The following is a 20397-nucleotide window of genomic DNA, read 5'->3' on the forward strand; positions in this document are numbered from 1 at the left end:
AGGGGAAATAAAAGATGCAGGACTGAAAAACTGCCCCTGTATAAAACAGCTGGACAGAGAGGTCAGGAAAGCAGCTAAAAGAACGGAGAATTGCCTATGAAAAAAAAAGTACCGGCGTACAATGGAACCCTGCGGGATCACACGATTATGTGTCCGTATTGTATCAGTGAATGTTCAGGAATCCGCATCTTTGGAAAGCGTATCAAATCGATCGCCTTCTCAACGGATGTGGCAATCATCAAAAATATCAACGCGGATGCGATCATCGCAGTTTATCCGTTTACTCCGCAGGCAGCTATCTCACAGTCGATCATCAGCATCTCGGATGTGCCGGTGTTTGTCGGGGTCGGCGGCGGTCTGACCGGAGGAAAGCGTTCCGTCCGTCTGGCGCTTCAGGCAGAACATCAGGGAGCCTACGGTGTAGTGGTCAACGCGCCGATCGCGGATGAGGTCATCACGGAGATCAAGCAGGTGGTCGATATTCCGGTCATTGCGACGATTGCTTCGGTTCACACGGATGTCCGCCGCAAACTGGAGGCGGGAGCCGATATTTTAAATGTATCAGGCGCTGCCGCCACCGCATCGATGGTAGCCGAGATCCGGAAGGAGTATCCGGACGTTGCCATTATCGCGACCGGAGGACCGACAAACGAATCGATTTTGGAGACGATCGAGGCAGGAGCCAATGCGATCACGTACACGCCGCCGTCCAACGGCGAGCTGTTTGCGCGGACGATGAGGAAATACAGGGAGATCAATCCCTGATTATACAAAAGGCGGGGCCGAAGAGAAAACATAATTTTCTTTTCGGCCCCGTCTTTTATTTCATGCGGTAAAATTTATAATTCATCCGGTACTATGCCAAATATCCAATTCAGAAAATACAGTCTGCAAATCAGAACTATTTGTCATATATTTCCCGATTTTTTTCTCTGTCGCCTACTTTCTAATTCCCTGATTCTATTGTATAATAATTTTAATAGGGTGCCAGATCGCGAGCGGGCACGGTTGGGAGGTAGTAGCTATGAAGAATATTCTGTTTATTGCATCGGAGGCGGTTCCATTTATCAAAACAGGAGGTTTGGCAGACGTTGTCGGATCCCTTCCAAAATGTTTTGATAAGCAGTATTTTGATGTGCGTGTCATGATCCCGAAGTATCTGTGCATCAAAGAGTCATTCCGCAATGAAATGAAGTATGTGAACCATTTTTATATGGATTATCTGGGACAGAACCGGTATGTGGGCATCCTGGAATATGAATATGAGGGCGTGACCTTCTATTTTATTGATAATGAGAGTTATTTCTGGGGTGACCGCCCGTATGGGGACTGGTATTACGATCTGGAGAAGTTTTCCTTCTTCTGCAAGGCGGCTCTCTCATCCCTGCCGGTGATCGGCTTCAAGCCGGATGTCATCCACTGCCACGACTGGCAGACGGGACTTATCCCGGTGCATCTCAAGGACAAATTCCACGGCGGCGAGTTCTTCCGGGATATCAAGTCCGTCATGACGATCCACAACCTGAAATTCCAGGGTGTGTGGGATGTGAAGACAATCCAGCATTTCTCTGAGCTGCCGGACTACTATTTTACACCGGATAAGCTGGAAGCTTACAAAGACGGCAATATGTTAAAAGGCGGCATCGTATACGCGGATGCGATCACGACGGTCAGCAACACCTACGCGGAGGAGATCAAGACTCCGTTCTACGGCGAGGGACTGGACGGTCTGATGCGTGCGAGAAGCAACAGTCTGCGCGGTATCTTAAATGGTATCGATTACGATGAATTTAATCCGGAGACAGATAAACGGATCGTACAAAATTATAACGCAAAGACATTCCGCAAGGAGAAATCCAAGAATAAAAAGGCGCTGCAGGCGGAGCTGGGACTGGCGCAGGACGAGAAAAAGTTCATGATCGGTATCGTCTCCCGTCTGACCGACCAGAAGGGACTTGACCTGGTACAGTGTGTGATGGATGAGATCTGTACGGAAGATGTACAGCTGGTTGTGCTGGGAACCGGAGATGAACGGTATGAAAATATGTTCCGCCACTATGACTGGAAGTACAATGATCGTGTTTCCGCTAATATTTATTATTCGGAAGATATGTCGCATAAGGTATATGCAGCCTGTGACGCATTCCTGATGCCGTCGCTGTTTGAACCATGTGGGCTGAGCCAGCTCATGGCGCTTCGCTACGGAACCGTGCCGATCGTGCGTGAGACGGGTGGTCTCAAGGATACTGTATGGCCATACAATGAATACGATGGAACCGGAACAGGATTTTCCTTTGCTAACTACAATGCACATGAGATGCTCGACTGCATCCGCTATGCAAAATACATCTATTATAATAAGAAGCGCGAGTGGAACAAGATCGTAGACCGCGGCATGGCGGCTGATTTTTCCTGGCAGACATCGGCTGGAAAATATCAGGAATTGTATGACTGGCTGATAGGATATTAATGACGGACCGAGTGATTTAGAGACAGTGGCATATGTGTGGAAGAAAACAGAGGAATTAAGATAGTACAGGAGAGAAACATGACTTTTTTTCAGGAATTGACATCAAACCAGACGCTGATGACCGGCGTGACCGGGTGGGTGGTCGCCCAGGTGCTCAAGACGATTCTGGACATCGGGCTGAACCATTCGTTCAACCCGGAGCGTCTGGTTGGCTCCGGCGGTATGCCGAGTTCCCACTCATCCACTGTATGTTCGCTGGCAACGGCGGCGGCGCTGCGGTACGGAGTGGGAAGCTTTGAATTTTCCATCAGCTTTATTCTGGCGATGGTTGTTATGTATGACGCGATCGGTGTCCGGCAGGAGACAGGAAAGCAGGCAAGAGTTCTGAACCGCCTGCTTTTCGAGGATTTCCTCAAGCTGGACGGCGTGGTGTTACAGGAAAAATTGAAGGAATACGTGGGGCATACGCCGATACAGGTGGCAGCAGGCGCGATTTTAGGCATTTTGATTGCATTTATTCTCGATCCGATGTTCATATAACGAACATCGGATCTTTTCATTTTGGCTGATAGATGGTATAAATATAGGGATAACGTGTATCTAAGCGTTAAATGAAACTGAGGAAATGAGAACAGAACAATGGAACAGAGAAGAGACATAGAAAATACCAAACCTGCCTGCCGGTTAATTCTGGCGAGTGCGTCTCCGCGCCGCAGGGAGCTTTTGGAGCGGATTGGGCTGAAACCGGAGATTCATCCGAGCACTTTGGAGGAAAATCCGCTCTGTACGGAACCGGCGCAGGTTGTGATGGAACTGGCGGGACAGAAGGCGCGCGATGTGATGGCGCAGGTGCGTGAGGAGGCACGGACGACGGGAATCCCATTTTCCGGGATTATCATTGGTTCCGATACCGTTGTCAGTGTGGATGACGAGATTTTAGGAAAACCGGCGGATCGGGATGAGGCGCTTGAGATGATCGGACGGATCCAGGGGCGCAGCCACCGTGTATACACGGGCGTGGCGATCCTGACTGAGGATCGGGAGAGCTGCTTTGCGGTTGAGACGCGGGTGGATGTATATCCGATGAGCGATGCGGAGATTGAGGCGTATGTAGACTGCGGCGAGTCGATGGACAAGGCGGGCGCATACGGCATTCAGGGAAGCTTTGCCGCGCATATCCGCGGAATCGACGGTTCTTACACGAATGTGATGGGGCTGCCGGTCGGAAGACTCTATCAGGAATTGAAGCGGATCTGCCCGGAGAAGATAGAAGATCTGCTCAAGCATACGGTCTGAGGTGGGAGTCTTCTCGACTGAGATAAATCAGCCGCTCAGAGAGAATATGTGACAGAAATTGCTAAAATATGCAGGAGAAAGGGAGTATCCATGCAGAAACAGAAAAGGAAGACAAACCATATCCACCGGGCGGCGTGTGCCCTGCTTGCGGGGCTGGCGCTCAGCCTGGGGCTTTTGACTGGATGCGGCTCGGACGGCAGCACGATCGTGGTGGGAAAGAAGAATGAAAAAGGTTATTCCCGCGCGGAAGTGATGGTGATCGCCATGACGGAGAAAAAACGCTATGAGGAGGTCTGTACGGATCAGATCTGGGGCGTTTCAGTTGGAGAAAAGGGCGATGATTTTGAAACGTATCTAAAAAAACAGATCCGTTCGTTTATGGATGAGCTGAAAGTCATGAACCTGCTGGCAGCCGACCGGGGGATTTCCCTGACTTCAGAGGAGCGGGCGGCGATGGACCGGGCAGCAGCCGAGTATTTTGGGCGTCTGCCGCAGTCGGCGATTGACTCGATGGGCGTGACGGAGGCGGATGTCCAGCATATCTATGAGGATTATGGTCTGGCGGAGAAGCTGGCGGGACAGCTCACGGACAATGTGGCGCTGGAGGTCAGCGACAGTGAGGCAAAGGTGATCCATGTCAGTCAGATAAAGACATCGGATGAGAGCGAGGCAGACGCCTTCCAGCGGGCGGCATCGCAGGAAGATGCCGATTTCCAGTCCTGTGCCGAGGAGGCGGGGCTGACGGTGAGTGACCGGGTGCTGGGGCGCGGCGATGAGTCGGATGCCTATGAGAAAGAGGCATTTTCCCTTGCTGAGGGCGCAGTCAGCCAGGTGATCCATGCGGACGACGCGTACTATGTGCTCAAATGTACGGACGATTACGACGAGGACGAGACGGCGGCGCGCAAGGAGCGCATCTACGAGGAGCGGAAAAAACGCGCCTTTCAGGAGATCTACGATCGGTTCAGCAATACGATCTCCGTTTCTTACAGCAGCGGGCTCTGGGACAGTCTGGATCTGACCTCGGAGTTCGAGAAAAATGACGCGGATTTCTTTGAGATTTATGCGGAATATGCGATCAAATAGGTAGTCTGTACCTGGGGCGGGCAGGCAAAAAGTAAACTTATTTTTAAAAAAGGATAACAATTCGGAACAACCGCTTGACTACCGGGGAAAATTCTTCTACAATGAACGGTAATGTCCGGTCAGGCGGACATACTGTGGAGGAAAAATACATGAATATCATAAAAGCGGTCAATCTTGTATTTGATTATATAAGACGCGATGAAGAGGGGCAGGTAGAGGAAGTAAAGCGCGCCCTGGATCATGTGAATCTGGAGATTGAGAAAGGCAGCTTTGTGGCGATCCTGGGACACAATGGTTCCGGCAAGTCCACATTTGCCAAGCAGATCAATGGCATTTTGAGCCCGACCGACGGTACGCTTTTTGTATCGGAGATGGATACGAGGGACGAGGCGCATCTGTGGGATATCCGCAAAAATGCGGGCATGGTCTTTCAGAACCCGGATAACCAGATCATAGGAAATATAGTGGAAGAGGACGTCGGATTCGGTCCGGAAAATATCGGAGTTCCGACCGAGGAGATCTGGAAGCGAGTGGATGAGAGCTTAAAGGCAGTCGGGATGACGATGTACCGCAAGCAGTCCCCGAACCATCTGTCCGGCGGACAGAAGCAGCGTGTGGCGATCGCGGGCGTCATGGCGATGAAACCAGAATGTATCGTGCTCGATGAGCCGACGGCGATGCTCGATCCGAACGGACGCAAGGAGGTTATCCGCACCGTCCATGAGTTAAACCGGGCGGAAGGAATCACGATGGTGCTGATCACCCATTATATGGAAGAGGTGGTCGATGCAGACCGCGTGATCGTCATGGATGACGGTCATATCGTGATGGACGGCACGCCGAAGGAGATTTTCTCCCGCGTGGAGGAACTAAAACAATACCGGATGGATGTGCCGCAGGTGACGGAGCTTGCGTGGGAGCTGCAGAAAAAGGGAATTCCGCTTCCGGATGGAATCCTTCGTAAATCGGAGCTTCTGGATGCACTGGTACCGCTTTTGAAAGAGGAATAGAGATGGCAATACAGGTAGAAGATTTGTGCTACACCTACGGCGAGGGCACGGCGTTAGAGCGCCAGGCATTAAAGCACGTAAGTTTTGAGATTCAGGACGGCGAATTTGTCGGTCTGATTGGTCATACCGGATCGGGAAAATCGACCCTGATCCAGCATTTAAACGGTCTGATCAAGCCGACCAGCGGCGACATTAAGTATCAGGGTGTCAGCATTTACAGCCAGGGTTATAAATTAAAGGATCTGCGGAGTAAAGTGGGGCTGGTGTTCCAGTATCCGGAGTACCAGCTCTTTGAGGCAGATATTTTTACAGACGTCTGTTTCGGACCGAAAAATCTGGGGCTTCCGCAGGAAGAGGTGGAAAAACGTGCCCGCCATGCCTTAAAGCTGGTCGGCATGGATGAAAAATTTTATAAGCAGTCCCCGTTTGAACTTTCCGGCGGACAGAAACGCCGCGTCGCGATCGCGGGTGTACTGGCGATGCGTCCGGAGATGATGATCCTCGACGAGCCGACGGCGGGACTCGATCCGCAGGGGCGCGATGAGATTTTAGGTCAGATCGAGCGCCTGAACCGGGAGCACGGGCTGACGATTTTGGTGGTTTCCCACAGCATGGAGGACATGGCGCGTTACGTGGACCGCATCATGGTCATGAACGACGGCGTGAAGATGTTTGACGATACGCCGAAGGAGGTATTCCGCCATTACAAGGAGTTAGAGGCGATCGGTCTTGCCGCGCCGCAGATCACTTATGTGGTGCAGGGACTTCGGGAGCGCGGGATTCCGATCGACGACGCGATCACGACGGTAGAAGAAGCGCGGGAGGCGATTCTGGCGCTGTATAACAAGCGGAGGGAGAAACAATGATACGGGATATCACAATCGGACAGTATTATCCGGTCGAATCAGTGGTTCACCGGCTGGATCCGCGTACCAAGCTGTTTGGAACGCTGATCTACATTATTTCATTATTTTTCGCGGATAACCTGCTCTGCTATGCGGTAGCGACCGTATTTCTGGCGATGGCGGTCCGTGCCTCACGCGTACCATTTAAATTTATCGTGCGGGGACTCAAGGCGATCGTGTTCCTGTTACTTATCAGTATCAGCTTTAACCTGTTTCTGACAAATGGACGGGTGATTTTCCGGATAGGATTCTTAAAAGTGACGCATGAGGGCTTGCGGCTGGCAGTTTTCATGGGTCTGCGCCTGATGTATCTGGTGATTGGTTCCTCTGTCATGACGCTGACGACGACCCCGAACCAGCTGACGGACGGTTTGGAGAAAAGCCTTGGATGTCTGAACCGCATCCATGTGCCGGTGCATGAGATCTCGATGATGATGTCGATCGCGCTGCGCTTTATCCCAATCCTGATTGAGGAGACGGATAAGATCATGAAGGCACAGATGGCGAGAGGCGCTGATTTTGAATCTGGTAATCTCGTACAGCGGGCAAAGAGCATGATCCCGATTCTGGTACCGCTTTTCGTATCGGCGTTCCGCCGCGCGACGGATCTGGCGATGGCGATGGAGGCGCGCTGCTACCGGGGCGGAAGTGGGCGGACCAAGATGAAGCCGCTGCATTATGAGGCAAGAGACAGGGTTACTTACCTGATCCTTCTGGTTTATTTAGGAATCGTGATCGCGCTTCGAATTTTGTTTTAAAAGAGTGATTGCTTGAATGTGCCAGAGCGCATCTTTTATTCAAAAGGCGCATTTGAAAAAGATAGTTTAAAAGTTTAGAAGTTAGAGGATAGATACCATGAGACGAATTAAACTGGTGGTCTCCTACGATGGAACCGCCTACTGCGGGTGGCAGCTTCAGCCTAACGGAGTGACCATCGAGGAGGTGCTGAATCAGGCGCTTTCTTCTCTTTTAAAAGAGGATATCCAGGTCATCGGGGCGAGCCGGACGGATTCGGGTGTCCATGCGATGGGAAATGTGGCTGTTTTCGATACCGAGAGCCGGATTCCGGGTGATAAGATCTGCTTTGCGCTCAACCAGCGCCTGCCGGACGATGTGCGGATCCAGGCGTCGGAGGAGGTGCCGCTTACCTTTCATCCACGCAAGGCAAACTGCGTGAAAACGTATGAATACAAGATTTTGAACCGCAAGATCGATATGCCGCTGCAACGCTTATACAGCCATTTCTGCTATTTTAATCTGGATTTAGAGAAAATGCAGAAGGCGGCATCCTATCTCATCGGCGAGCACGATTTCAAGAGTTTCTGTACGGTGCGGACGCAGGCGGAGGAGACGGTGCGGACGATCTACAGCCTGACCGTGACGAAGGCAGACGACCTGATTACGATCCGCATCAGCGGCAGCGGTTTCCTCTACAACATGGTCCGGATCATCGCCGGGACGCTGGTTAAGATCGGTATGGGCGTTTACCCGCCGGAGAAGATGGAGGAGATTCTGGAGGAGAAAAACCGGGCGGCAGCAGGTCCTACGATCCCGGCACGCGGGCTGACGCTCGTAAGTCTGGAGTACGAAAAAGAGCTGGCACCGTACCTGGAGGGCGAAAATAAGCACTGGCACTATGTGCTCGATCAGAGAAATGTCCCGGAGAAGGGGCTTGCCTACCTCACGATCAAGCGCTGTGAGCCGGAAGAGCTTGACGGTGTGCTCCGTCGCGTGATCCATCAGGCATACCGAAATGGTGCGAAACAGGTATTTGTGCGGGATACGTTTGGAGAAGAGGGGAGCATCTACGGATATTACCGGCTGAGACGGCAGCCGGAGGTGGAAGAAGGCTGGCTGGAAGCCATCTACGAGGGTGAACATCAGTAAGTATGAGTAGAACATTTGATTATCTGGTCTGTTTCAGCGTCTATTCGCTGATTATCCTGATCATAGGAAAATCATCGTTCGGTGAGAGCGATTCGATTGGAAAATTTTTTATCGGAGAACGGAAATGCGGGTTCTGGCGGCTGTTTTGCACCTTCGTCGGAACCTGGGTGTCCGCTGCGACCATTCTGGGATATACGGGCAATGTTTTTGAAAATGGAACCTCAGTGATCGCCGTGACAGTTATCCCGTGGTTCATCGGCGCGGGGCTCTTGTATCTTATCAGCGGGCGTATCTATGACTGCGACCTGCTCACGATCCCGCAGTTCATCGGGGATCGCTATCATTCCCGCCTCCTGCGGACCTGCTGTGCCCTGCTGCTCTCGAGCGGTTACGTTTTTTATCTGGTGATCCAGATCAAGGGATTTGGAATCGCGGCGGCGACGCTCTTAAATATTGATTATAAAGTTGCAATTTTTCTGGTTTATCTGTTTATTCTGTATTCTACCTTTGGAGGATTCAATTCGGTTACCAAGACGGACGGCGGCAACCTCATCATGCTCACGATCAGCATAGTGGTTGTCTATTTTGTCGTGGTCGGAGGAATAGAGGGAAGCGGATTTCTGACGAACGCGGAGGTGTTTAACCGAAATGCGGCTGGCAGCGGGACGGGCAGTTTTGGAAATCTGATGAAGGATTACAGCCTTACCATGTATCTCACGATGTTTTTTGGCTGGGGTATGGGGCTGGCAACGAATCCTCAGTATCTGATCCGGATTGTGGCGGCAAAGAGCTGTGAGACGGCGCGGAAAGTCCTGATCTGGTCGCTGGTGTTCTTGACATTTTTTTATTTCTGTCTGACCCAGATCGGTCTGGGACTTCGGATTCTGTTTCCTTATCTGCACTCTTACTTCGGTTCAGACGATATTTTTGTCTACGCGATTAATTATTTGATCCGCTCGCGGTTCAGCGGATTTTTCCTGATCAGCGTGATCGGCGCGTGCATGTCTACGGCGAACTCGCAGCTGCTTCTGATTGGCTCGATGATGTCCTACGATGTGGTGGCGCAGTATGGAAAATGGAAGAAAACAGAGGACCACATCCTGGGGCTGACGCAGCTCTTTATCTTTCTTGGCGGAACGCTGGCGCTTCTGCTCTCCTTAAATCCACCGTCCAACAGCCTGTTTTTCGGCGCGGATATCTGGGGATTGTTTTCAGCAATTCTGACACCGCTTCTCTACGGTACGCTTTATTATAAGCGGGCGACGAGGACGGGCGCATGGGCGGCATTTGTGACAGGGGTAGCCGGGACGGTGCTGCTTCAGCCGCGTGAGCTGCCGGTTTACTGGGGATTTCCGGTGACGCTGTGTTCGACCCTGGTTTTTGTCCTTGTCCCGGTGCTGGAGAGTATATGGAAAAAACGTGCTTGCTAAAGGCGGGCATTTGGAAACATGAAGGTGGCAGACAACAGCGAGAAGGAGGCGAAAACGAGCGATGAATAAATGGCTGAAACGTCTTTCAAATTGGTTTTTACAAATTGAAAATGAGGTCATGGTTCCATTTGTGCTGGTCGGAATCCTGGTAATCGGCAGTTTCAGTATGATTTCCTATTATAATGGCTACACGATGCAGAAAAACAGTGAGCTTGAGCTGGCTGATACGCTGTTTGAGGATGTAAACCGCGATTTGAACTTCCTGGAAAAGCGTCTGCCGGAGGAGGAGATCGCGGAAAAATACCGGAATTTTGAGCGCGGGCGGATCCGGATTCTGAACCGTGACGGTGAGGAGATCACGGCCGGAAGCCGTTGGAAAAATACATCGGTGCTGGCAGTCAGCGAGGGGGGCAATCCATTTGGCTGGAGGCTGGAGTACCGGATAAATGAGAGAATATTCGGGGAGCGCATCTTAGAGCAGCAGAGCTATCTGGTAGTCGGCGCGATCGCGGCGCTGATTCTCATCTGCCAGGCAAGCATTTTCATTTCCCACAGTATCACGCGCCCCATCCGCCGGATGAGCCATACCTGTAAAGAAATCGAGGAAAACAAGGGCAGTTATCAGAAATACCGGTTTGAGGCGGTCAGCCGCCACGACGAGATCGGGCAGCTGGCGGTTACCTTTGAGGGACTGCTCAAAAACATGGATAATTATACGAAAATGGAATATACCAGCCGGATGGCAGCGACGCTGGCGCATGAGATCAAGAACCCGATCGCGGGCATCCGCTCCGGGATTCAGCTTTTAAAGGGCAGGGCAGTCAAGGACGGCGATAAGATGCTCTGTGACAGCATGATCCATGAGATCGACCGCGTCACGGCGCTGATCATGAATCTTCTGACTTTGTCAATCCGGCGTGAATCACTGAAAACGGAGGTTTCTGTGACCGGTGTTTTAAAGGAGATCGGAATGATCTATGCGAAAGGACCGGACAGCCGCCGCGCATCGCTTTTGGTGGAGGCAGAAGAGGGACTGAGGGCGAGTCTCAATGAAAATGAGTTCCGTCAGATCATCCACAACCTGATCAGCAACAGCCTGAAGGCGCTGGTACCGGACCGCGAGGGACAGATCAAGCTCATGGCAGCCGCGCAGGAGAAAGAAGTGCTTGTGACGGTGCGGGACAACGGAAAAGGCATGACGGAGGAAGAAGTCTCCAAGGCGCTGGAACCATTTTATACAAAGAGCATCAACGGAACCGGGCTTGGGCTCTCAATCGTGAGCCGCCTGGTGGAGTCAAATGGAGGAACGATGGAGATCGTGAGCAAGCCGGGGGTAGGGACAGACGTGGTTTTAAGATTTCCGGGGAAAATGGTATAGTGTGATCATTTAATGAGGTATTTCACGAATTTAGTATTTAGGGTATAATGTTATGAAACAGGGAGGAGGATGCACATGGATCGAATTTTGATTGTGGACGATGAATTTCTGATTCGCTATACACTGGAGGAAGGACTGAAAGACAGGGGGTATGACGCCTATTCAGCCGCAACCGTCGAGGAAGGGCTGGAGTTTGTCAGGAAATATCATCCGGGGGTGCTCCTTCTCGACAATCTCCTCGAAAACAGTGTCGGGATGGATGAGATTGTCAATTTCAAAAATGCAGATGAGGAACTGCAGGTCATCATGATGACGGCGTACGGTTCCGTCTCCCAGGCGGTTGAGGCGACGAAGCGCGGCGCATATGATTATATTTTAAAGCCGTTTGATGTGGATGAGATCGATATGCTGATCAAGCGGTGTCTGGAGCAGAAGCGCAACCGGGATTCACTCGTCTTCCTGAAAGGCGATGTGCCGCAGTTTTTAGGTGTTAGTGAGGCAGCTGCCCGGATCCGGCACCTTATTCAGGTGCTTGGGGAAAATTTGTCGGTCAATGTACTCCTGCGCGGGGAGACGGGAACGGGCAAGGAAGTTGTGGCGCGGCAGATTCATGCGAACAGCGCCCGCAAGGATAACCTGATGGTACGCATTAACTGCGGTGCGATTCCGGAAAATCTGATGGAGAGCGAGCTCTTTGGCTACGAGCGCGGCGCGTTTGCGGGGGCGCTCAAGACGAAAAAGGGCTTGATTGAGCTGGCGGACGGCGGTACGGTCTTTTTGGACGAGATCGGCGAATTGCCGATGGCGATGCAGACGAAACTTCTGACCTTCCTGGATGACCGGAAATTTAAGCGGATCGGCGCGCTGGAGGACACGGCGGTCGATGTTCGGATCATTGCGGCGACGAACAGAAATCTCGAGGAGGCGATCAAGGCGGGGCAATTCCGGGAGGATCTGTTCTATCGGCTGAATGTCATGCAGATCGAGATTCCGCCGCTTCGTGACCGGCGCGAGGATATCCCGGTGCTCTGTGACTATTACCTTGACTATTATAATAAAGCCTTTGCCCGCAATATCGAAAAGGTGGATCCGGATTTCATGCGGGAGCTGCTCTTGTACGACTGGAAGGGAAATGTCAGGGAGCTTAAAAATATTTTTGAGCGCTGTTTTCTCTTCAGCCAGGGAAATATCCTGGAAAAACACGTGGAGCTGGCGCCGGTCGAGCGGGAGGCAAGGCCGGAGAGCGGGGACTGCATCTATCTGAAAGATCTGAAAAAAGGACCGATCGACCTTGAGCAGGAGGTCGCGGCGCTGGAGAAACGATATATGTCGGAGGCGTTGAAACTTTCCGGCAATAACCTGACGCGGGCGGCGGCGCTGCTCGGCGTCACCCGGTTCTCGATGAAACGGAAGATGGAGCGGGAAGACGGGGAGAAGTAGAAAAAGCAGAAAAACTGTATCAGGAGGAAGGACGAAAACGGTTGTCTGGTAAACCGGGTGCAGGAATGAATGGTAAAAGAGTGCAAAAAATCACATCGTGCAAAAACGCACGCCTAAAACGTGCGTTTTTGCACGATTTTTGTATATAAATTAAATTATTTTAAAAAATATTAAAATTATGATTGAAAAATACATAGAAGTCAGATAAAATATCATTAGAAGCAAAAAAACAAGGGGAACATACAAAAAACATCTCATCTTAAAAATAGTTTCCGATAGTTGTTGAAAACAGACAGAAGAAACGCTAAGCCGCAAAAATGAGATGTGTGAGCTAAGAAAGGGAGGAATGAACCATGTTTTATGTCGATTTAAACAGTGATTTAGGTGAGAGCTTCGGTAATTATACGATTGGTATGGATGAAGAAATTCTTCAGTACGTGTCTTCTGCCAATGTAGCCTGTGGATGGCATGCAGGTGATCCGATGGTTATGGATAAGACCATCGCACTGGCAAAGAAATACGGAACCGCAGTAGGAGCACATCCGGGATTTCCGGATCTGATGGGCTTCGGTCGAAGAAACATGGTGGTAACTCCGGAAGAAGCGAAAGCATATCTGAAATACCAGCTCGGCGCATTGAGCGCATTTACTAAGAGCCAGGGCGTAAAAATCCAGCACGTAAAACCGCACGGCGCATTCTACAACATGGCAGCTGTTGATGAGAAGCTGGCGAGAGCGATGTGTGAAGCAGTCTATGAAGTAGATAAAGATATCATCTTCATGGGTCTGGCAGGATCCCAGATGATCAAGGCAGCCGAGGAGGTTGGTTTACAGGCAGCGAGCGAGGTGTTCGCAGACCGTGCATACAACGATGACGGAACCCTGGTTTCCAGAAAACTTCCGGGAGCAGTCATCAAAGATAAAGACCTGGCAATCAAACGTGTCGTAAGAATGGTAAAAGAAGGAAAAGTTGAGAGCATCAACGGAAACGACATTTCCATCAAGGCAGATTCCATCTGTGTACACGGAGACAACCCAAAAGCGCTGGAGTTCGTAAAGAACATTCGTGAGACACTGGTAGCCGAGGGAGTGGAGATTAAAAATCTGTTCCGTTAATACGTATATAAGGAGAAGAAAAATATGGGAGAAAAGAAAAAAAGTAATGCGAACACGACAGCCCTGATTGGCGCCGCGTTCCTGATGGCAACGTCCGCGATCGGACCTGGTTTTCTGACGCAGACAGCAACCTTTACCGGTCAGTACGGCTCTATTTTCGCACTGGCAATCATCTGTACCATTCTTCTGGATGTTACAACCCAGTTAAATATCTGGTCCATCATCGGTGTGTCCGGTATGCGTGGACAGGATATCGCAAATAAAGTTGTTCCGGGACTCGGATATTTCATTGCGTTCCTTGTGTCTCTCGGCGGTCTGGTATTCAATATCGGTAACGTCGGCGGCGCCGCAACCGGTTTTAATATCGTATTCGGTTTCCCGCTGAAAGTCGGAACCGTTGTAGCCGGTGTCATCGGTATCCTGATCTTCTTATCCAAGGATGCGAAAAACTTCATGGATAAGCTGACCAAATACTTAGGAAGCATCATGATTGTTACCGTACTTTATGTAGCATTCCGTTCCAAACCTCCGGTTGTTGAGGCAATCAGCAGCGTTGGACATCTGAACGAATTCCCGAACCTGGTATTCCCGATTATTACCCTGCTTGGCGGAAGCTGCGGCGGTTACATCACATTCTCAGGTGCACATCGTCTTCTGGATGCAGGTTTCTCCGGAACCAAGGATCTTCCGCACGTTCGCCGTTCCGTATTAATGGGCATCAGCGTATCGGGCGTTATGAGAATTTTACTGTTCCTCGCAGTTTTAGGCGTTGTTACAGCAACTCCGGAAGTTGTTGGAAGCGAAGCATGGGTAGCAAGCCCGCCAGCAGCAGCTTTTAAGGCAGGCGCAGGCATCATCGGTTACAAGATCTTCGGTCTGGTTATCCTGTTTGCAGCTATCACCTCCATCATCGGTGCAGCGTATACATCCGTATCCTTCTTAAAGACCCTGCATCCGTTCATCATGGAGAATGAGAAATGGTTTGTTATCGGCTTCATCGCTGTATCGACCGTTATCATGACATTACTTGGACAGCCGGCAACTCTTCTGGTTCTGGCAGGTTCCGTAAACGGACTGATTCTTCCGATTACACTGCTTGTCATTCTTCTGGCAAGCCGCAGAAAAGATATCGTCGGCGAAGATTACAAACATCCGACCGTACTCATCGTACTTGGCGTATGCGTTGTTCTTCTGACCGGTTACTCAGGAATCAAGGCTCTGCCGAAGATTCTTACCATCTTTGGTTAATGGATGAAAAAACGCGAAAAACATGGTAAAATAATAAAAAACGATTAAACGGACAGGCGCCCGGCGGACTGGCTGGATGAGCACGCAGATGGCTGGCTTATGGCAGCAGGTCTGCCGGGCGTTTCCCTGTAACTGGCTTGTTGGGCCGGAAGCAGTTTTTAGGTTCTTCTAAGAAGAAAAGCAGAACAGGCAGGCGGGGGCTTCGTTTATCTGACAGGAGGTATATATGAGCGAGGTAAGATACCTTGTAGCGGGCGACAGCGCTGTGTGCGTTGAGTTTGGCAATGAAATCAGCCCGGAGATCAACAAGAAAATCCGCGCATTCAAGATTGCGGTTGAAAAAAGTGATATACCGGGAATTGTGGAGACGGTTCCGACATACCGTTCCTTATTAGTACATTATCATCCGGAAGTGATCGGATTCAAGGCACTCACAGAAAAATTTGATAAATTGATGGGTTCCTTATCCAGCATTCCGATCCCGCCGCCAACCGTTATCGAAATTCCGGTTCTCTACGGCGGAGAGATGGGTCCGGATATTGAAAATGTTGCGGAGCACAATCACAAGACCGTGGAAGAGGTCATCAAGATTCATACATCTGAAGAATATCTAATCTACATGATTGGATTCATCGCTGGATTCCCATATCTGGGCGGCATGAGCAAAGAGATCGCAACCCCGCGTCTGAAGAGCCCGAGAGTGAAGATTGAGGGCGGCTCCGTCGGTATCGCCGGTGAGCAGACCGGTATCTACCCGGTAGCATCTCCGGGCGGCTGGCAGTTAATTGGACGGACTCCGTTAAAACTCTATGATGCAGACCGCGAGAAACCAGTGCTTCTGGAAGCGGGACAGTATATCAAGTTTGCTGCAGTAACCGAGGAAGAGTATAAAAAGATCGAAAAAGAAGTCGAAGATGGAACCTACAAATACGTTGTGTACGATAAGGAGGTATAAAGATGGGCATTAAGTTTGCAAGCGGCGGATTCCTCACAACCGTACAGGACATGGGACGCACCGGCTATCAGGAGTCCGGTATGTCTGTATCAGGCGTTATGGATCAGCGTTCCGCAGCGATCGCGAATATTTTAGTGGGAAATGATGAAAACGAGGCGGTTCTGGAAGTAACCCTGATGGGACCGATGATGGAATTTACAGAAGATAATATTATCGCAGTAACCGGCGGCAATCTGGTTCCGAAGGTAAATGGAAAAGATCTTCCGATGTACCAGGCGGTTTTAGTACATAAGGGCGATTCCATGAACTTTGCCGGTATGACAAGCGGAAGCCGCGCGTACATTGCAGTGGCAGGCGGACTGGACATCCCGGTACAGATGGGCAGCAAATCCACCAACTTAAAGCTGAAAGTGGGCGGTTATCAGGGAAGAAAGATCGGCGGCGGAGACGAGATTGGTTTTGCCGCTCCGAAGACGACCCTTCCAAATATGAGAAAGAGAAAAGTGACGCCGGAGGACTTCTCCCAGACGGAGAAAACCATCCGCGTTGTCATGGGACCGCAGGATGACTGCTTTACCGAGAAAGGTGTTGAGACTTTCTTAAGCAGCACATATGCATTTACGAATGAGTCCGACCGTATGGGCTGCCGTCTCGAGGGCGAGGTCATCGAGCATAAAAATGGCGGCGATATTATCACAGACGGTATCGCCTTTGGTGCGATTCAGGTGCCGTCCCACGGACAGCCGATTATCATGATGGCGGATCATCAGACCACCGGCGGTTATACGAAGATTGCTGGCGTTATCTCTGTGGATCTTCCGCTGGTTGCACAGTCCAGACCGGGCTATAAAGTACATTTCCAGAAAGTAACGGTTGAGGAAGCGCAGAAGCTTTACATTGAGCAGGTGGAAAAACTCAAAGCGCTTAAAGAAGAACTGGCAAAAGTACCGGAACCGTGCGGAGAACTTGATGCAGTGATTCAGGTAGCGGTTGGATGTGAGTCGAAGAAATACTGGAATCCGATTGGAACCTACCGGGTTGTGATCGATGGAACTGAATATATGGTTGAATTAGAGGAAGAGACTGAGCGATTCAGATAAAACTCAGATGCATCGAAAGATATGGAGGGAACGTATATGGCAGATTACAGCAAAATGACACCACCGGAAGTATGGAAACTGATTCGGACTGGCGAGATTACCCGCCCGACGGCTGGCATGTGTGCCGGATATGCACAGGCAAATCTGGTTATCCTGCCGAAAAAGTACGCCGATGATTTTAAAGAATTTGCAAGAAAGAACCCGAAACCGTGCCCAATCCTGGAAGTCGTAGAGGGCACACCGGATATCCACGATATGGGCGAAGGCGCGAGCATCGTGACGGACATCCCGAAATATTTCATTTACCGTGACGGCGTGAAAGTCGATGAGGTGACAGATGTTTCTTCTTATTGGAAAGAAGATTCGGTTGCATTCCTGATTGGCTGCAGCTTCTCCTTTGAGGAGGCGCTTATGAAAGCCGGCATTGAAGTGCGCCATATCGCGCAGGGCTGCAATGTTTCCATGTACAAGACCAACATCCAGTGCGAGAGCGCCGGCGTGTTCAAGGGACCGATGGTTGTCAGCATGCGTCCGATGACACCGGAAAACGCACAGAAAGCCAAAGAGATCACAGACCGTTATCCAAACGTACACGGCGGTCCGGTCCAGATCGGCGATCCGGCAGCGATCGGTATCAAGGATATTTCCAAACCAGACTATGGCGATCCGGTCGAGATCCGCGAGGGTGAGATCCCGGTATTCTGGGCTTGCGGCGTTACCCCGCAGGCAGCGATTGAAAATGCAAAACTTCCGTTAGTCATTACCCACGCACCGGGACATATGTTCATCACCAATGTCCTGAATACGGAGCTGAATGATTATCTGGAAGCGAAGAAGCAGAAATAGGCAGAATCGGTTCTTCCATTGCAGGAATGGTTTTATCGAAAAATAAGGTTTGACGGAGATTTCCCAGTCTCCTTCAAATAAATTCTCTTGAGAAAAGAGAAAAAGTTCATTACCAACCTAAAAAGCGGCGAAAAAGGAAGATGGAATCTGAGAGGAGGAAGTCTTCCTTTTTCATGTGTATCCCGTGCGTATATCATGCGTATATCATGCGCATGGGATGAAACGCACTTACCTTGTAAATTCCTTGAGAAAATCGTTGAAAAAACCTTGTATTTTCAAGGAAAAACCGCTTGACACGTCCGGAACTGTGTAATATAATAAATCAGTATGACATGAGTCAGGAAGATGTCGGCACCAAAGCCCCGGAGCAGGCATTTCATGATATAGTTAATCTCAATTATAGGAAGTAAAACAGGAGGTCAACCAATGAAGAGTTTTATGGCTAGTCCAGCAACAATCGAGAGAAAATGGTATGTAGTTGACGCTACAGGATATACATTAGGTCGTCTTGCATCTGAGGTAGCAAAAGTATTAAGAGGTAAGAACAAACCGATCTTCACCCCGCACATGGATTGCGGCGATTACGTAATCGTAGTAAACGCAGAGAAGATCAAAGTAACTGGTAAGAAACTGGATCAGAAGATCTACTACAATCACTCTGATTATGTAGGTGGTATGAGAGAGACAACCCTTCGTGAAATGATGGCTAAGAAGCCGGAGAAGGTTGTTGAGTTAGCAGTTAAGGGTATGCTTCCAAAGGGACCTTTAGGAAGAAGCATGATTACGAAACTTCATGTATACGCAGGTCCGGAGCACGAGCAGGCAGCTCAGAAGCCGGAAGTTTTAGAAATCAAGTTTTAATTAAAGGCACTGGAAGGAGGAAACAATAATGGCTAACAAATTTTACGGAACAGGCAGAAGAAAAAAATCTATCGCTAGAGTATACCTTGTACCGGGAACCGGCAAGATTACAATCAATAAAAGAGACATCGACGAGTACTTTGGTCTTGAGACCCTGAAAGTAGTTGTACGTCAGCCGCTCGTAGCAACCGAGACTGTTGATAAGTTCGATGTACTTGTAAACGTACGTGGTGGTGGTTTTACAGGCCAGGCAGGTGCTGTAAGACACGGTATCTCCAGAGCACTTCTTCAGGCAGACGCTGATTACCGTCCGGTACTGAAGAAAGCTGGCTTCTTAACTCGTGACCCGAGAATGAAAGAGCGTAAGAAGTACGGTCTCAAAGCAGCTCGTCGCGCTCCGCAGTTCAGCAAGCGATAATTCAACCGAATATCGAAAAAGAGCAACAAACCCCGAAAATCCAGTATTTTCGGGGTTTTCTTTATATTCTGAAAATCTATCAGACACCATCAAAACACACGAAAATGTTCCGGTAACTAACAGGTAACACACAGGTAACTAACACGAAAACAGGTGTCTTGTGCAATACTTTTGAAATCTTGTGCAAGACACATTTTTGCATGAAAAAAGGGCGATTCAATCACCCTTTTCTTTGCAGTATTCAATGATACATGACCGGACATCTTTTTTCGTCCGGCAGTGACAGGAATGACCGTCCTTGAATATGATGTCATATCCGTCGTGCATGTTTCCAGTGATTCCGGAAATCATTTCCCTGTTCTTTTCTGCTACCTGCATCGTGTCGAACATTCCGCACTGGTCTTTTCTGACAAGGTCTTGAATGTATGCGTTGATAGACATTCCCTTGTCTGCTGCGAGCGTCCGGATAATATCTTTCATTCCTTTAGGAACTGCGAGGTTTATTCGTTCATAATGCTCTTTATAAAAATTATTCTTGTATTCTGTTCTGTTCATGACATTACCCTCCATCAAATCAAATTGATCGCCTCAAGTTTGGTCGGGAGTTCAATGTGGGTGTAGACGTTTTCGGTCACACCCTGTCCTTTATGCCCGACAATTTTCTTGATGAATCTCTCGTCAACTTCCTTTTCGGTGAGGAGAGAGATGCAGGTGTGTCTTGTATCATGCGGGCGGTGTCCGTCATAGACAGGTTCTCTTTTCGTTTCATCAATGACGAATTTCCCGAAACCGAACTCAAGCATCAGAGGAATCCAGTAAGAATCATAATAATTCCGGTACTGAAAAGGTTCGTCGTCGGGTGTACAAATCAGATGGTCACATTTCCGGTTCATCCAGTATTCAAAGAATGGTACAATCTTTTCAGCAATGGGAACTTCTCTGATTCCTGCCT

Annotated in this window: 21 protein-coding genes; 19 read left to right on the plus strand and 2 right to left on the minus strand. The window is 49.8% G+C overall.

The window, feature by feature from the left end:
* Positions 1-96 precede the first annotated feature (96 nt).
* The 19 genes from PUQ60_RS01270 (at position 97) to rpsI (ending at position 19445) form a co-directional block, all read left to right on the plus strand.
* Positions 97-765: a hydrolase gene (locus PUQ60_RS01270; RefSeq protein WP_273381166.1), complete on the plus strand. Its 669-nt coding sequence runs from the start codon at positions 97-99 to the stop codon at positions 763-765.
* A gap of 259 nt (positions 766-1024) precedes the next feature.
* Positions 1025-2470: a glycogen synthase GlgA gene (glgA, locus tag PUQ60_RS01275; protein WP_022358456.1), complete on the plus strand. Its 1446-nt coding sequence runs from the start codon at positions 1025-1027 to the stop codon at positions 2468-2470.
* 78 nt (positions 2471-2548) lie between these two features.
* Positions 2549-3010, plus strand: a complete 462-nt coding sequence (locus PUQ60_RS01280) for a divergent PAP2 family protein (RefSeq protein ID WP_273401042.1) — start codon at positions 2549-2551, stop codon at positions 3008-3010.
* Between the two features lie 99 nt (positions 3011-3109).
* A complete protein-coding gene (locus PUQ60_RS01285) occupies positions 3110-3766 on the plus strand; it encodes a Maf family protein (RefSeq protein WP_118523462.1) in 657 nt (218 codons plus the stop codon).
* 90 nt (positions 3767-3856) lie between these two features.
* Positions 3857-4852, plus strand: coding sequence for a peptidylprolyl isomerase (locus PUQ60_RS01290; RefSeq protein WP_273380623.1), 996 nt, complete (start codon positions 3857-3859; stop codon positions 4850-4852).
* Positions 4853-5001: 149 nt separating this feature from the next.
* The gene (locus PUQ60_RS01295; protein ID WP_022359383.1) at positions 5002-5862 is read left to right on the plus strand and encodes an energy-coupling factor transporter ATPase; all 861 of its coding nucleotides are present in this window, start codon (positions 5002-5004) and stop codon (positions 5860-5862) included.
* A 2-nt stretch (positions 5863-5864) separates the two neighbouring features.
* Positions 5865-6728 (plus strand): energy-coupling factor transporter ATPase, encoded by an 864-nt coding sequence (locus PUQ60_RS01300; RefSeq protein WP_118651651.1) that lies wholly within the window; start codon positions 5865-5867, stop codon positions 6726-6728.
* Complete coding sequence (locus PUQ60_RS01305; protein WP_273380620.1) at positions 6725-7525, plus strand: energy-coupling factor transporter transmembrane component T; 801 nt, start codon at positions 6725-6727, stop codon at positions 7523-7525. The genes PUQ60_RS01300 and PUQ60_RS01305 overlap by 4 nt, the downstream gene beginning before the upstream one ends.
* A gap of 97 nt (positions 7526-7622) precedes the next feature.
* The gene (gene truA, locus PUQ60_RS01310) at positions 7623-8654 is read left to right on the plus strand and encodes a tRNA pseudouridine(38-40) synthase TruA (protein ID WP_273380619.1); all 1032 of its coding nucleotides are present in this window, start codon (positions 7623-7625) and stop codon (positions 8652-8654) included.
* 2 nt (positions 8655-8656) lie between these two features.
* The gene (locus PUQ60_RS01315; RefSeq protein ID WP_022359388.1) at positions 8657-10084 is read left to right on the plus strand and encodes a sodium:solute symporter family protein; all 1428 of its coding nucleotides are present in this window, start codon (positions 8657-8659) and stop codon (positions 10082-10084) included.
* Between the two features lie 61 nt (positions 10085-10145).
* The gene (locus PUQ60_RS01320) at positions 10146-11462 is read left to right on the plus strand and encodes a HAMP domain-containing sensor histidine kinase (protein WP_273380617.1); all 1317 of its coding nucleotides are present in this window, start codon (positions 10146-10148) and stop codon (positions 11460-11462) included.
* Positions 11463-11537: 75 nt separating this feature from the next.
* The gene (locus PUQ60_RS01325; RefSeq protein ID WP_107000771.1) at positions 11538-12902 is read left to right on the plus strand and encodes a sigma-54 dependent transcriptional regulator; all 1365 of its coding nucleotides are present in this window, start codon (positions 11538-11540) and stop codon (positions 12900-12902) included.
* A 353-nt stretch (positions 12903-13255) separates the two neighbouring features.
* On the plus strand, positions 13256-14017 hold the full coding sequence (locus tag PUQ60_RS01330) for a 5-oxoprolinase subunit PxpA (RefSeq protein ID WP_022358636.1): 762 nt from the start codon (positions 13256-13258) through the stop codon (positions 14015-14017).
* Between the two features lie 24 nt (positions 14018-14041).
* Complete coding sequence (locus PUQ60_RS01335) at positions 14042-15265, plus strand: NRAMP family divalent metal transporter (protein ID WP_273380616.1); 1224 nt, start codon at positions 14042-14044, stop codon at positions 15263-15265.
* A 226-nt stretch (positions 15266-15491) separates the two neighbouring features.
* Positions 15492-16220 carry a 5-oxoprolinase subunit PxpB gene (gene pxpB / locus PUQ60_RS01340; protein WP_022358506.1) on the plus strand — a complete coding sequence of 243 codons (729 nt, stop codon included), beginning with the start codon at positions 15492-15494 and terminating at the stop codon, positions 16218-16220.
* A 2-nt stretch (positions 16221-16222) separates the two neighbouring features.
* On the plus strand, positions 16223-17320 hold the full coding sequence (locus PUQ60_RS01345) for a biotin-dependent carboxyltransferase family protein (protein WP_022358507.1): 1098 nt from the start codon (positions 16223-16225) through the stop codon (positions 17318-17320).
* A 36-nt stretch (positions 17321-17356) separates the two neighbouring features.
* The gene (locus tag PUQ60_RS01350; RefSeq protein WP_022358508.1) at positions 17357-18166 is read left to right on the plus strand and encodes a putative hydro-lyase; all 810 of its coding nucleotides are present in this window, start codon (positions 17357-17359) and stop codon (positions 18164-18166) included.
* A gap of 426 nt (positions 18167-18592) precedes the next feature.
* Entirely contained in the window at positions 18593-19027 is a 435-nt protein-coding gene (rplM, locus tag PUQ60_RS01355) for a 50S ribosomal protein L13 (RefSeq protein ID WP_022358509.1), read from the plus strand.
* 28 nt (positions 19028-19055) lie between these two features.
* Positions 19056-19445, plus strand: a complete 390-nt coding sequence (gene rpsI / locus PUQ60_RS01360; RefSeq protein WP_022358510.1) for a 30S ribosomal protein S9 — start codon at positions 19056-19058, stop codon at positions 19443-19445.
* Positions 19446-19661: 216 nt separating this feature from the next.
* On the opposite strand, the gene PUQ60_RS01365 is transcribed toward rpsI, so the two are convergent.
* Both PUQ60_RS01365 and PUQ60_RS01370 read right to left on the minus strand, forming a co-directional pair.
* Positions 19662-20000, minus strand: a complete 339-nt coding sequence (locus tag PUQ60_RS01365) for a hypothetical protein (RefSeq protein ID WP_226970647.1) — start codon at positions 19998-20000, stop codon at positions 19662-19664.
* 14 nt (positions 20001-20014) lie between these two features.
* A partial coding sequence (locus PUQ60_RS01370; RefSeq protein ID WP_273418881.1) for a site-specific integrase occupies positions 20015-20397 on the minus strand: 383 nt, incomplete at its 5' end.

Source organism: Clostridium sp. AF02-29 (assembly GCF_934835585.1).
GTDB lineage: Bacteria > Bacillota > Clostridia > Lachnospirales > Lachnospiraceae > Otoolea > Otoolea fessa.

Bases quoted from the DNA above. Each gene is read 5' to 3' on its own strand.
- PUQ60_RS01315 (WP_022359388.1), top strand. From the start codon at position 8,657: ATGAGTAGAACATTTGATTATCTGGTCTGTTTCAGCGTCTATTCGCTG.
- PUQ60_RS01325 (WP_107000771.1), top strand. From the start codon at position 11,538: ATGGATCGAATTTTGATTGTGGACGATGAATTTCTGATTCGCTATACA.
- PUQ60_RS01365 (WP_226970647.1), bottom strand. From the start codon at position 20,000: ATGAACAGAACAGAATACAAGAATAATTTTTATAAAGAGCATTATGAA.
- PUQ60_RS01300 (WP_118651651.1), top strand. From the start codon at position 5,865: ATGGCAATACAGGTAGAAGATTTGTGCTACACCTACGGCGAGGGCACG.
- PUQ60_RS01290 (WP_273380623.1), top strand. From the start codon at position 3,857: ATGCAGAAACAGAAAAGGAAGACAAACCATATCCACCGGGCGGCGTGT.
- truA (WP_273380619.1), top strand. From the start codon at position 7,623: ATGAGACGAATTAAACTGGTGGTCTCCTACGATGGAACCGCCTACTGC.
- PUQ60_RS01285 (WP_118523462.1), top strand. From the start codon at position 3,110: ATGGAACAGAGAAGAGACATAGAAAATACCAAACCTGCCTGCCGGTTA.
- PUQ60_RS01330 (WP_022358636.1), top strand. From the start codon at position 13,256: ATGTTTTATGTCGATTTAAACAGTGATTTAGGTGAGAGCTTCGGTAAT.
- rpsI (WP_022358510.1), top strand. From the start codon at position 19,056: ATGGCTAACAAATTTTACGGAACAGGCAGAAGAAAAAAATCTATCGCT.
- PUQ60_RS01305 (WP_273380620.1), top strand. From the start codon at position 6,725: ATGATACGGGATATCACAATCGGACAGTATTATCCGGTCGAATCAGTG.
- PUQ60_RS01270 (WP_273381166.1), top strand. From the start codon at position 97: ATGAAAAAAAAAGTACCGGCGTACAATGGAACCCTGCGGGATCACACG.
- PUQ60_RS01345 (WP_022358507.1), top strand. From the start codon at position 16,223: ATGGGCATTAAGTTTGCAAGCGGCGGATTCCTCACAACCGTACAGGAC.
- PUQ60_RS01335 (WP_273380616.1), top strand. From the start codon at position 14,042: ATGGGAGAAAAGAAAAAAAGTAATGCGAACACGACAGCCCTGATTGGC.
- PUQ60_RS01350 (WP_022358508.1), top strand. From the start codon at position 17,357: ATGGCAGATTACAGCAAAATGACACCACCGGAAGTATGGAAACTGATT.
- rplM (WP_022358509.1), top strand. From the start codon at position 18,593: ATGAAGAGTTTTATGGCTAGTCCAGCAACAATCGAGAGAAAATGGTAT.
- glgA (WP_022358456.1), top strand. From the start codon at position 1,025: ATGAAGAATATTCTGTTTATTGCATCGGAGGCGGTTCCATTTATCAAA.
- PUQ60_RS01280 (WP_273401042.1), top strand. From the start codon at position 2,549: ATGACTTTTTTTCAGGAATTGACATCAAACCAGACGCTGATGACCGGC.
- PUQ60_RS01320 (WP_273380617.1), top strand. From the start codon at position 10,146: ATGAATAAATGGCTGAAACGTCTTTCAAATTGGTTTTTACAAATTGAA.
- PUQ60_RS01295 (WP_022359383.1), top strand. From the start codon at position 5,002: ATGAATATCATAAAAGCGGTCAATCTTGTATTTGATTATATAAGACGC.
- pxpB (WP_022358506.1), top strand. From the start codon at position 15,492: ATGAGCGAGGTAAGATACCTTGTAGCGGGCGACAGCGCTGTGTGCGTT.